The organism is Emticicia sp. C21, assembly GCF_003418935.1.
In the GTDB taxonomy this organism is placed as follows: domain Bacteria; phylum Bacteroidota; class Bacteroidia; order Cytophagales; family Spirosomataceae; genus Emticicia.
On the sequence record NZ_QVMT01000001.1, the window covers coordinates 712,604 to 725,669 of the forward strand.

Consider the following 13,066-nt stretch of genomic DNA (forward strand, 5'->3'; position numbering starts at 1 on the left):
TTATTAGTGAAAAAGCTGAATAGATGGAAATTAAACAATTGATGAAAAACTTTGCCTACAATGGCAAGGTAGAATGGTTAAGTTATCGCCCCGGCTCTACTTCGAGAGGATCGATACACATAGTTGATACTATTGAAATAACTGAAAAGAAAGGTATAGTAGGCGATCGCTACCGCGGCACTTCACGCAATAGACAAGTAACCCTCATACAAGCAGAACATATTGAAGCTTTTGCCAAAATGCTTCATAAAGAAAGTATTGATCCTGCCCTTTTGCGACGCAATATCGTAGTTTCAGGCATTAACCTATTGGCTTTTCATGATACTACTTTCCAGATTGGCGAGGTAGTATTAAAAGGGACAGGCTACTGTCACCCGTGCAGCCGAATGGAAGAAAACCTGGGCCCTGGCGGATACAATGCCATGCGCGGGCATGGGGGAATCACCTGCATGGTGATGAAAGGCGGTATAATAAAAATTGGTGATGAGGTATCGCCAATTCAGGATTTCATCCCCCAGCTTTTTTAGCTTTATAACCCTCTTTTAATAAAAAGCCTAAGATTTTATCACGGTGGTCGCCTTGTATAAGTATTTCTCCATCTTTAGCTGTGCCGCCGCTACCGCATAGGTTCTGGAGTTTCTTTCTTAGATTCTGAAGGTCTTCGTCTTTGGCAATCACGCCTTCTACCCTACTTACAACCTTATTACCCCCTTTCCTATCCAACCAGACTTTCAGGTTCTGTTGCTGTGGGGCTAAGGTTTCTATTTCCTCCTCTTCACCAAAGTTAAATGCAAAATCGGGATTGGTTGAATATACCACTCCCTCACGGTGTTTTTTATTTTTCATATCATTACATGCAAGCTTTTTCCACGAATACTTATCGTTAATTCATCAGTATCCAGCCTTAAAGGCTCTCCGTCATAATGAATCAACAGATTTTCCTGACCTTTCATTTTAAATTTAGCTCCCCTGTACACTTCGGCATACGGAGATTCATTAATCGTTTTGTTAAATAGCTTGGTAATAATACCTGGCACTTGCCAGAGTGGCATCGGATTCAGCAGAGTACAATCAATGAAACCATCGTCTATCTGAGCAATTGGGGCAATATATGCATTATTCCCAAACTGGCGGGCATTGCCAAAAGTAATGCTGAACACCTTGTAATCGTTCCCACCAAAATTGCATGGCAAAGGCTGATAAGACCAGAATTCCTGAAAACCTACTTTTATATAGTTAAATAATCCACGTCCTTTCAATCTTGAAAACACATCGGCACAATGGGCATCAAAGCCTACCCCAGCCGTACAAAAAAATGGAATATCATTTACATAACAGGCATCAATCTGTTTTACGGTAGCATTATTAAGTGCCTCAATGACCTTATGTGGTTTCATAGAAATACCTAACTCCCTAGCCAATCCATTACCCGAACCCAGGGGCATAATACCTAAAGCTGTTTTGCTGCCAATTAATGCCTTAGCGGTTTCGTTTACAGTGCCATCGCCGCCCATCGCTACTATATAAGGTACTTGTTTCTCTGAGGCTTCATAAGCCAGTTCGGTGGCATGTCCTGCTGCTTTGGTGGGAATAACTCTAGCCTGATACTTTTTTTTGTCTAATTGATTTTCAATCAGGCTGATAATTGCCTGGTGATTTTTCTTTCGGCCTGAAAAGGGATTAACGACAAACCAGATTTCTTGCTTGCTCACAAATAGGGGGATAACTAAGTTCAAATGAATAATCACTCAAAAATAGTTGATTGAAACAAACTTTCTGAATATTTGAGAGAGTTCGACTATTTTATTTATTAAGCTACGCTTGATTACCAATTTCTTGGAGAAGTAAAACGGGAATAGTGAAACCTGAGTGTATCCGCTTGTGCAGGGGACTTATACAAAAAATCACTCATGACGAGGCCCATAAGACTGCCCTCACTGTTAGGAATTATTTCTATTTTCACTAACTTAATCCCCATATTCACTTCAAAATAAATTTTACCTTTTTTGTCAATTTCGTTACTCGTACGTCCAAATGAATAAGTGTCTGTTAGTTTTTTGTCCTTAAAAATGAAGAAATTGTGCGTACTCCCATTGGGTTCGATCTGAATCAATTGTTCATATCCTAACTCATTAGCGAGAATAGATCTGGAAGGGCTCACAATTTTTTCCAGTTTCCATATACCATAAGAAGTAGTAACAAGAGGTGCATTTCTGCCATAATAGGTTTTCTCACATGAAAGCAATAGCAGGCAGCAAAGGAAGTAAAAAACTTTTTTCATGAGTTTATTTGTATTTGAATTACACTTTCAAAAGAAACCTCTAAAAACCCAAAAAATTACAATATATTTATTTCTTCAAATTAAGACCTCGAAAAAACTTAAGCAACAATATTATTGCACCTAAAAATAAAAAACTTTCATTAAATTAAACTAACTATATGAGAATTATTATTACTGTATTCTGCTTTTTATTTTCAAGTCAATTATTTGCCCAAAACACTAAAGACAGACAGGAAGTATTAAAAGTATTAAGCAGACAAAATGAGAACTGGAACAAAGGAGACATCAAGTCTTTTATGGAAGATTACTGGAAGTCTGATTCGCTGATGTTTATAGGTAAAAACGGGGTAATTTATGGTTGGAAAGCCACTTTAGAAAGATACCTGAAAACTTACCCAGACCTTGCTACCATGGGTAAGCTCAAATTCGATATTCAGAAAACAGATTTTCATTCACCTACCACTTGCTGGGTATTAGGAAAATGGCACTTGACTCGACCTGAAAAAGGTGATGCTGGTGGATTCTTTACGCTTGTATTAAAAAAGATTGATGGCCAATGGCTTATTGTCTCTGATCATACAAGCTAATCAGCTTGCTTTTCTATATTTAGATACGGTATCCAGGAAGATTTCTTTTCTACGGCGTGAAAGGCTCACCTGGTGTTCATCCTGTACTTTTACCAACAAGCCCTCATGAATCTGATAGCCAGTCACATACTTCAGATTAACCATATAGGATTTATGCGTACGGAAGAAATTATAATTGACGAATCTTTTCTCCAACTCTTTCAGGGTTTTTGAAACGATAAATCTTTCGCCATCCTGTAAAAAAATCTCTGTGTAGTTTACGTCTGCTTTCAGAAAAAGCACTTCGGCAGGATTCACTTTCTTTTTTCCTGCTAATTTAATTGGTGTAGCTGTGTATAGTTTTGCGTCCATTAGATAGAGAGTTTACGTTCTTCAAAGGCATTGACTCCCAATCGAGGATAATAGTTGTAATGATTTTATATTTTTTATAAGATTTTTTTTAGCACCATCTATCGATTGTTTTTTGTAGTATCTCTGGCCGGTTGCTCTCGCGGAGGGAAAGTGATTATCTCTTGCTGAACAGTATTTGATGTATCCAGACCTATGGCACTTGTATCTGCGGCAATAATTCCGCCAATATCTCCGCCACAGCCCTGATAGCTTTTGTTAATTGCTATACTTGGTTTAGGGAATGGCCCAGGCTTATAACCTAAAGTTTTATCAGTATACACACTCTGCATAAATTTACCAAAGATTGGAAGAGCCGAGCGAGACCCCTCACCCATGCGCGAACGGAAGTGAATACTGCGGTCGTCGCCACCTACCCATACACCACATACCAGATCTTTAGTGAAGCCCATATACCACGCATCTGAATAATTGGAAGTTGTTCCTGTCTTTCCTCCAGCTTGTCCGCCGTTGCCAAATAAAGCGCTGGCATATTCCCACAAACCTTGTGAAGTACCACCCGGTTCTTCTACCCCACCACGTAACATATATTGCATCAAGAATGCAGATTCAGGGCTAATAGCCTGACGTTTTTTCACTTCAGCTTCATAGATAACCTTTCCTTTGGCATCTTCAATTTTAGCAACCAGAACAGGCTCGACATGCTCACCACCATTTGCAAAAACCGCATAAGCCCCCACAAGCTCATAAAGTGATACATCAGATGAACCTAATCCTATCGATAATACAGGGTCAAGTGGGGTAGTAATACCTAACTTACGTGCATACTCTACCGTAACTCTTGGCGTTATTTCATCAGAGAGTTGTGCTGCTACCGAATTGATAGAGCGGGCCATAGCCCTGCGTAAGGTCATGCTGGCGTATGTAAATACACCATCCGCATTTTTGGGTTCCCATATTTTAGTTTCACCGTTTTCCTGCCATTCTTTTTTGAATGGTTCATCGGTACGTCTATCGCATGGCGAAAGATTCAAAGGGCCGTCAATGGCAGCGGTATACAAAATCGGTTTGAAAGTAGAACCCGGTTGACGGCGGCCTTGTCGAACATGGTCATATTTAAAATATTCGTGGTCTATCCCTCCTACCCATGCTTTGATATACCCATTGTATGGATCCATCGCCATCATACCTGTTTGCAAAAGTTTTTTATAATGGATAATAGAATCAACAGGACTCATAAGAAATTCCTGAGACGAAGCCCCATCTTTACCCCAAACAAATACCCTGGTCATTTTCTTTTTCTCATACATGTAATAATGTATCGAGTCAGGGTTATTCTTAAATTTCTGAGCCAGTTTTTTGTACATAGGTGTACGCTTTGCTACCGTATCAATATACCCTAATATTTCCTGTCCGTTTTCATAAATCCATGGATTTTTGCCTTTCCATTCGGTATCAAAAATCTTTTGCAGACGCCTCATATGGCTCGAAACAGCATTATCTGCATAATCCTGCATTTTAGAATCAATAGTCGTATAGATTTTTAAACCATCTTTATACAGATTTAAATCTACTTCATTGGTTTCTGCCCATTTTTCAATAAAGCGTGCGAGTGCAGTTTTGAAATAAGTACCTTTATTATCTTCATCAACCTCTGTATTTATATCCAGTTTTATTTCGGTGTTGCTTAATTCATCGGCTTGTTTTTGTGTAAGGTCACCGTTATTAGCCATCAGTTGCAAAACTGTATTGCGGCGTTTCAATGCATTCTTTGGATTTCTGATTGGGTTGTAAAGCGTTGTTCCTTTTTGTAAACCTACCAGTACAGCCGCCTCTTCTGGGTTCAGTTTGTCAGGTTCTTTACTGAAATAAGTTTGAGAAGCCGTTCTGATACCATAAGCATTGTTCCCATAATCTACCGTATTCAGGTACATTGTCAGAATCTCCCCCTTGGTGAAACGTTGTTCCAGACGAATAGCCGTAAGCCACTCTTTGGATTTATAAACAATTGTGCTTAATACCGGTATATAGTATAATAAACCTCTCATTTCGCTACGCCGTGTATTATAGAGGTTTTTAGCTAACTGCTGTGTAACAGTACTACCGCCACCCCGCTCACCACCTGAGAAAATTCCAACAGCAACACCTGCCATCGACTTCAGGTCTATACCTGAATGTTCAAAAAAGCGTTTATCTTCGGTAGAAATAAGGGCTTTAAACAGCCAGGGTGACATCTGGGCACTATCAATGGTCTGTCTGTTCTCGGTAAAGAACTTACCCAATTCGACTCCATCATTTGAGTAAATAGTAGAAGATTGTGCAATTTTAGGATTGGTTAACTGCTCAATACTTGGCATACCGCCGCACAACCATAGGAAATTGGTTTCGATACAGAACCAATAAAAGAAGATGAAAATAAAAATCCTGACGGCCACTCTATAGAAACCTCTGATAAGGGGAAAATATTTACCATCAGTATCAAATCTGGCGCGAAAAGTACCAGTTATCTTATCAATAACTTTATAAAAAGATATAAAGACAATTTCCACCCTTTCTTTACCGAATATCTTAGTCAAAAGCAGATATATCTGGTCGAAAAACCACCCCCATGCTCCGCCTATCTTTGTAGTAGCGTTATTAAAAACTTTTCTGATAGAATCTACTCTATTATTTTCTTCCATATTTAAAGATTTCGCCGAAAACCCAACAAATAACTTGATTCTAAGCCAAATAATCAAAAAACTTGAAAGGTTTTTTAGTCGATTAACCATTTGCTAAAAAACTAAGTCGAATTATTAAACAAAACCCCTTGAAATTGCTTTTAAATAGTATATTCAAATCAAAATTCACATTTACGTTCCCAAAACCAATCATTTCCATGAGCTTAATACCTGCCGACAAACCCTTAGAGAAAGAGATACTACCTCTTTTCACTAAAACTATCTCATTTCAATTACCCATAGAATGGAAAGAATTTATAGTAAAAGTAACTCCCTGGATTATGGTTTTGTTGGTGCCGCTCTACATTTTTGTGATCGGTCTTTCAGCATTTACCACTTTGTTTACAGCCTTTTTTAATCATCCGCTTTGGTCTCTTGGGATGCTTTTTGGTATTTTAGGTCTATTCTGTAGTTTATTGTCAATCAAAGGTTTATTTGACCGGAAGCGTGAGGGGTGGGTATGGGCTTACTATGCATTTCTGCTATTTCTGATAGGCGATATACTCTATTTAAGGTTTCTTGATGCCATCATCACCTTTCTTATTTCGGGGTATTTTCTATTTCAAATAAGAGAGTATTATAAATAGAATTTTTCAAAATATAGATAAAGTTTTGCAGGAAGGCAGTTGCTTTCCTGTTTTTTTGTTTGACGATTTTCCAAATCATCGTTATGGAAATCTCAGTAAATAATATAAAGCTCAAATAGTCATTTACTTTTTATCAAATTTCAGATAACTTAGTAATTAAATTCTCTATACGACACCTATGAGTTATTGTATAGAGAATTACCCTATTCGACCTTTACATAGTATATGAAAAAACTTCATTTTGTAAGAGTAGGCTTCACCAGTCTATTCTTCATTTTCTTTTATTTCCGGGGGTATACTCAACCCAAATACAAAAAGGAACACGCCTCAATTATCAGCCTGAAAGAAGCTATTGAAAAAAATAAAGACAATCCGGCGCAATTAGGGATTTTGTACAAGCGGCTTGGCGATGCCTATCAGAATCACTATGGTTTTAATATTTATAGTCTGGAATCATATCAGACAAGCCTGATTTATTTTAAACAAACGGGAGATTCGGCTAATTATTATGGCACAAAAATGGATGTGGGATGGATGTATTATTTTGATAATTATACCAGAAAATATGCGATCGAAAACTATGAATCAGCTCTGGGATATTATAAAAGAACACATCAGTTACAAAAAGAAATCCACACCGAATTAGCAATTATTGATGCTAAAAAGCACCAGCCTCCTTTCGATTATTCGCTTATCAGAGAATTACTTATCATTGAAAAAAGATGTAAGGCCAACCAGTTTTCCTATGATCTGAGTTATACTTACAATCTGCTTGCTATTTGTTATATCAATCATAAACATCTGATTCTAGCCAGAAAATATCTCGACCTAAGTCAGAAATATGCCCAACAGGCAAAAATTGACTGGATGGTTTCTGTCAATAACTTCTATCTGGGGCGTATAGAAGCGCTTTCGGGTAATTATAAGACAGCTATAGATTATTATCTGAAAGCTTATGAAATCAGTGGCAAAAACAAAGATGTTGCTTTGGCCAAAGACATTTCTTATCATCTCTCAATAGCCTATACTAAAGTCGGTGAGTTTCAAAAAGCCAACGAGTTTTATCAGCAAACAATTCTGTACTCTAATCAATATTATGAGTCGGAACAAACCATGACCATACGTTTGGAAGAGCTGAATAGTCAGTATAAAAATCTGCAATTACAAAATCAGCTTACTGAGCAAGCCAATAGCGAAGCCCGTTTACAGAATATACTGCTTACGGTCTTGATTATCTTTCTGATTCTGGCAGTAGTGGCTCTTTTTGTGGGCCGTAGACAGCTAAACACCATAACCCGCCAAAAAGACATTATCCATAATCAGAGAATTAAAAATCTAGAGCTGAAATCGTTACAGGCGCTTATACAAGGGCAGGAGAACGAACGTGGGCGCATCGCCCGTGATTTACACGATAGTCTGGGTATACAGTTAACACAAATCAAGTTTTTTGTTGAATCACGTCATAAACCGCTTTCCGCCAAAGAACGAGCTACTCTGAATCAGATTATTGATGATGCCTGTCAGGAAATAAGGCTTATATCGCATAATTTACACCCAACTGCCCTTTCTAAATATGGCCTTGAGATTGCCCTGGAAGACCTGATAAATAAATTGCCCAGCACAAAAAAAACCAAGATAAACCTCGAAAAATATGGGTCACTTCCTCCATTAAGTCAGGAAGCTATTGCTTTATTATACAGAGTTATTCAGGAGTTGGTTAATAATGCCATGAAACACGCCTGTGCACGCAAAATCAGTGTTCAGTTATTAGCTAATCAGAAAGACTTGCTGATTAGCGTTGAAGATGATGGTATTGGTTTTGACATGGAAAGGCAACCTCAGGGAAGTGGTATTTCTAACGTCACTTCACGTATTGAATACCTGAGCGGGCAGGTACTCTGGCAGAATCATGCGCCGGCAAGTACCGGAACATCAGTAATGATTTCTGTTCCTATGGCCAAAATAGCCAGTTAATTCTGGTATTTTCTCTTCAGAAAAATAGGGTTTACCCTAATAGATTGCACAGCCTTTCTATCTATTTTTGTGTAGTTTAAGCCCTATCCTCTAATTCCCAAAAACTAATAACATTGATTTGTAATGAGACAATGCGCTGCTATTCCAGTTGCATTTCAATCATTGACATATACTTGTGTGCATCCATTATCCTGAACTAACAAACTCACAAAGATTTTAGAGTACTTAAAAAAAGTAAAAATTAAATTGTTAGAGAGATGGTTTTTAGCCATCTCATCTTTTGTATACATACTATACGTATATCCATTAGAGATTCACCCAATTATTTAATAAAAAGATTTTACTAACTTAGGCTGTTTCTATTCACTTTAGAACCATGATTAACTTGCTCATTGCCGACGATCACAATGTATTTGTAGAAGGAATTGAATCCTTATTATCTGATAATGATGGATTAAAAGTACTCGGAAGATGCTATAATGTAGAGTCTGTTAAGGAAATCTTACAGGCTTTTACTGTTGACATCATTTTGTTAGATATTTCATTTCCGAGGGTTGAAGACGGTCTGATGTTGTATGATTATCTCTTGCAACATCATAAATCTATAAAAGTTATTTTCCTTACTATGCACGATGAACTTAGCATCGTGAAAAGGGTCATGAAAAAGGGAGGTCAGGGATATTTGCTGAAAAATACTTCGAAAACTGAGTTAGTACAGGCAATTCAGACAGTCTATGAAGGTAAAAAATATATCAATTCATTTATTAAAGAACTGATGGATACTCATGATAAAAAGTCGCGCAAAACCAGTTTCTTCTCTACCAATGAGATTCGCTTGTCTCCACGTGAGAAAGAAGTACTTTTTCTGATTTCAGAGGGTTACACTACCCAGCAAATGGCTACTAAACTTTTTGTTACACTCAAAGCCATTGAGTTTCATAGAAGCAGTCTATTAGTGAAATTTGATGTGCCCAATACAGCTTTACTTATTAAGACTGCTTTGGAGATGAATTATTTGTGATAAATATAAATTTCAACTCATAGTCTCCCTTGGTATATTCAACTCAATAAATTCTGTTTGGGATAAAATCAGATTCCTATTTTGTGTTATTTATAAACCCTCGGAGACGCCATGCATGTGGTCTCTACAAACCACAAAATTTCACCGAATCCCCTCAAATTAAAATCTCCTACCCTCCTCTAAATATAGGGTTTTCCCTAATAAAATGTTATTTCATTAAATATACTTTTGTAAATGACATTTTTTATCGGAATAGTTATATAATAACTTTCCCTTAGAAAATCCGATAACTAAAACAAAACACTCTACGCATTAATGAAACATTTTTACTCTACCTACATGCGGAGTATTAAACTCTGTCTGTTGTTCTGTTTTTCAGCCATCCTTACTTACGCGCAAACAAATATCAGCGGAAAAGTAACCGATAAAAGCGGTTCGGGTATTCCAGGTGTAAGTGTTGTGGTGCAGGGATCTACTACTGGTGCTGTTACCGACGCAAACGGAAGCTACCAGATTGCGGCTAAGGCCGGTGCCAGAACCTTAACCTTTTCTTCGATTGGATATACCTTAAAAAACGTTGAAATAGGTACTAAAACAGTCATTGATGTAACCCTTGAAGAAGATGTAAACTCACTCGACGAAATTGTTGTGACGGGTTATACATCTGAAAGAAAGAAAGACATTATCGGTTCGGTAGCTGTAGTGAACACGAAATCTACCTTACAACAACCTTCATCAAACCTTGGCAATATGCTACAAGGTCGTGCTCCGGGCGTAACCGTCAGTGGTACAGGAGCTCCAGGTGCACCTGCCAAGGTCCGTATCAGAGGGTTCACCTCATTTGGTAATAATGATCCGCTTTATGTGATTGATGGAGTACCAACCGATAACGCCAATGCCCTTAACCCACAGGATATTGAGTCAGTACAAGTATTGAAAGACCCTGTATCGGCTTCTATTTATGGTTCTCGTGCGGCCAATGGAGTAATTGTAGTTACCACCAAACAAGGTACATCAGGCAAAACTACCATTTCGTATGATGGTTATTATGGTATTCAATCATTGCCGGAAAGGGTTTTTCCAAGTATGATGAATACGCAACAATATTATCAGTATTTACAGGCTGCGGCGGCCGGAGCGGGTATTCCGTTCAAAAGCAACGTATTTCAGAATGGAATTCCTAAGTACCTGGTTACCAACACGAATGTGACAGCGAATCCGAACGATGCTACGAATCCGGATATGAGTAAGTATAACTATGACCCTTATAGCTACGACCGGACCTATCAGATCGCCGAAACAAGTATGGGTACTAACTGGCTGAAAGAAGCAACGCAAAATGCACCTGTGCAGAGTCATCAGATTACTGCTACCGGAGGTACTGATAAAGGTACTTACTCATTAGGTGTAAACTACTTCGGTACAGAGGGGATCTTTAAAAATACAGGCTTAAACCGTGTTACAGTTCGTGCTAATACCCGTTTTAAACCCACTAAATGGCTTACTATAGGTGAAAACCTGCAGGTAGCTTTTACAAATCAGTATGGGGCTAGCGGTAACCCATTCAACTCAGGAGATGGCCTTGACTTTAATAATGAAGCCAGTCCATGGTATCTGGCATTGCGTACAGTTCCTTTTTTACCGGTTTATGATGTTAAAGGTAATTATGCAGGTACTTCGTTAGGTGAGGCAGGTAGTACGCCCGTACCGTCATCAACCCTTGCGCGCAACAAAGACAATAAGTTTAATGGCTTTAACTTATTTGGTAATTTGTATGCACAGATAGAAGTGTATAAAGACCTTACAATTTCATCTTCTTTTGGTATCGACCAGAATATGACTAACGGTTACAACTTCATATTCATTACACCTGAGAAAGCCGAACCAATTCGTAATAATGCGTTCAACGAATATTTTGGCAGAGGTTTTTCATGGACATGGACAAATAGTATTCAATACAAAAAAGACTTCAACAAAGACCACTCGTTGAAAATCTTTGCAGCTACCGAATCTATTTTCAGCCAGTTCAGAGGTATTTCAGGTAGCAGAAATGATTATGACTTTAATGACCCTGATTTCTGGTCGTTGAATACAGGTAAAAACCTGCCACAAAATAGTGGCTCGCCAGGTACACCTCGCACTCTTTACTCATTGATGGGAAAAGTTGAATACCAACTTATGGACAAATACTTGTTCAGCGCCACTGTTCGTCGTGATGCTTCTTCAGTATTCGGACCAGAAAGCCGTGTGGGTATTTTCCCTGCCTTTGGTATTGGCTGGAGACTTTCAGAAGAATCATTCATGAAATCCATTCCGTTTGTTACTGATCTGAAACTAAGAGCAGGCTGGGGACAAATGGGTAGCCAGCGTAACGTAGGCTCGGCCAATGCTTACTCGTTCTATTCGGCAGGCTTAGGCAATACTGCTTATGATATTACCGGAGGAAATGGCTTACCAATAATTGGGTATCGTCCCAACGTAGTAGGTAACCCTGCTACCAAATGGGAAGCTGCCGAAATGACAAACGTAGGTTTGGATGGTACACTCTGGAACGGCAAACTGGATTTCAGCATTGAGTATTTCAATAATACTACCAAAGACCTTTTGGTTGACAGACAGCCAAATGGATTAGAGCCAACCGTTGGTCAGCCAAAAATAAACGTGGGTACTATGGTAAATAAAGGTATCGATATTGCCCTTAGTACCAAAGGTAAGTTTACAACCGATTTAGGTTATAGTATCGGAGCTACCTTTACTCACTACAAAAATGAAGCGGTTAAAATTGATGCCGAGGGTAGTTCTGCACTCTTGTTTGGCGCTGGTCGTTTAGGTAATATCCAACGTGTGGAAGGCGGTCGCCCATTAGCTTCGTTCTGGGGTTGGCAAGTAGAGGGCAATTTTCAGAGCCAGGCAGAGGTGGATGCGCACGCAGCCATGCCTTATAAGAGAGTAGGTTCATGGAAAATCAAGGATATTAACGGAGATAAAGTAATTGACGGTAACGACCAGACTTATATAGGTAATCCGATTCCTAAGTTCCAGATTGGTACTGATATTTCCCTTACTTACAAAAACTTCGATTTTCAGACATTCCTTTTCTGGAACTACGGCAACGATATTTATAACTACACCAAATGGGCTACTCACCTGAGAGGTTTCGTAGGTGGTTATAATACAGAAGTACTGACTGACTCATGGACACCACAGAATACCAGTGGACGACTACCGATATTGAATGCCAATGATACTTATTCAGGTTCAATTTCAACCTCTTATTATGTAGAAAGTGGTTCATTCTTACGCGCCCGTCAGGCACAGTTGGGCTATACTTTGCCACTCAAATGGATTAGCAAAGCAGGCATGAGCAGAGCAAGAATTTATGTACAGGTACAGAACTTATTCACTATTACCAAATACTCAGGTTCAGACCCTGATATCGGAATATTAGGTAATAGCGAATTACAGATGGGAGTTGACCAGTTCAGAACTCCTGCACCAAGAACTGTGCTTTTGGGTGTGAACATCGGACTATAATTCTTGACAATCAT

11 protein-coding genes are annotated in these 13,066 nt (G+C 38.6%); 6 read left to right on the plus strand and 5 right to left on the minus strand.

What is annotated here, in order from left to right; genetic code table 11:
- The first annotated feature begins 23 nt into the window (after nt 1-23).
- Nucleotides 24-527, plus strand: coding sequence for an MOSC domain-containing protein (locus D0T08_RS02940; RefSeq protein ID WP_116981065.1), 504 nt, complete (start codon nt 24-26; stop codon nt 525-527).
- On the opposite strand, the gene D0T08_RS02945 is transcribed toward D0T08_RS02940, so the two are convergent.
- From D0T08_RS02945 to D0T08_RS02955, 3 genes are all read right to left on the minus strand, one after another.
- Nucleotides 508-846 carry a translation initiation factor gene (locus D0T08_RS02945; RefSeq protein WP_116981066.1) on the minus strand — a complete coding sequence of 113 codons (339 nt, stop codon included), beginning with the start codon at nt 844-846 and terminating at the stop codon, nt 508-510. The genes D0T08_RS02940 and D0T08_RS02945 overlap by 20 nt on opposite strands.
- On the minus strand, nt 843-1,712 hold the full coding sequence (locus D0T08_RS02950; RefSeq protein ID WP_158561180.1) for a diacylglycerol kinase family protein: 870 nt from the start codon (nt 1,710-1,712) through the stop codon (nt 843-845). The genes D0T08_RS02945 and D0T08_RS02950 overlap by 4 nt, the downstream gene beginning before the upstream one ends.
- A 113-nt stretch (nt 1,713-1,825) precedes the next feature.
- Nucleotides 1,826-2,281, minus strand: coding sequence for a hypothetical protein (locus tag D0T08_RS02955; RefSeq protein WP_116981068.1), 456 nt, complete (start codon nt 2,279-2,281; stop codon nt 1,826-1,828).
- A 158-nt stretch (nt 2,282-2,439) separates the two neighbouring features.
- On the opposite strand from D0T08_RS02955, the gene D0T08_RS02960 reads away from it, so the two are divergent.
- Nucleotides 2,440-2,868, plus strand: a complete 429-nt coding sequence (locus tag D0T08_RS02960) for a DUF4440 domain-containing protein (RefSeq protein WP_116981069.1) — start codon at nt 2,440-2,442, stop codon at nt 2,866-2,868.
- On the opposite strand, the gene D0T08_RS02965 is transcribed toward D0T08_RS02960, so the two are convergent.
- On the minus strand, nt 2,869-3,219 hold the full coding sequence (locus tag D0T08_RS02965) for a LytTR family DNA-binding domain-containing protein (RefSeq protein WP_116981070.1): 351 nt from the start codon (nt 3,217-3,219) through the stop codon (nt 2,869-2,871).
- Between the two features lie 98 nt (nt 3,220-3,317).
- Complete coding sequence (locus D0T08_RS02970) at nt 3,318-5,897, minus strand: penicillin-binding protein 1A (RefSeq protein WP_116981488.1); 2,580 nt, start codon at nt 5,895-5,897, stop codon at nt 3,318-3,320.
- A 197-nt stretch (nt 5,898-6,094) separates the two neighbouring features.
- Here D0T08_RS02970 and D0T08_RS02975 point away from each other — a divergent pair, with 197 nt between their 5' ends.
- The 4 genes from D0T08_RS02975 to D0T08_RS02990 all read left to right on the plus strand — a co-directional run bounded on the left by D0T08_RS02975 (nt 6,095) and on the right by D0T08_RS02990 (nt 13,052).
- Nucleotides 6,095-6,523, plus strand: a complete 429-nt coding sequence (locus D0T08_RS02975; RefSeq protein ID WP_116981071.1) for a hypothetical protein — start codon at nt 6,095-6,097, stop codon at nt 6,521-6,523.
- 225 nt (nt 6,524-6,748) lie between these two features.
- Nucleotides 6,749-8,497 carry a sensor histidine kinase gene (locus D0T08_RS02980; protein ID WP_116981072.1) on the plus strand — a complete coding sequence of 583 codons (1,749 nt, stop codon included), beginning with the start codon at nt 6,749-6,751 and terminating at the stop codon, nt 8,495-8,497.
- Between the two features lie 376 nt (nt 8,498-8,873).
- On the plus strand, nt 8,874-9,518 hold the full coding sequence (locus tag D0T08_RS02985) for a response regulator transcription factor (RefSeq protein WP_116981073.1): 645 nt from the start codon (nt 8,874-8,876) through the stop codon (nt 9,516-9,518).
- A 315-nt stretch (nt 9,519-9,833) separates the two neighbouring features.
- Entirely contained in the window at nt 9,834-13,052 is a 3,219-nt protein-coding gene (locus tag D0T08_RS02990; protein ID WP_116981074.1) for a TonB-dependent receptor, read from the plus strand.
- Nucleotides 13,053-13,066: the final 14 nt, after the last annotated feature.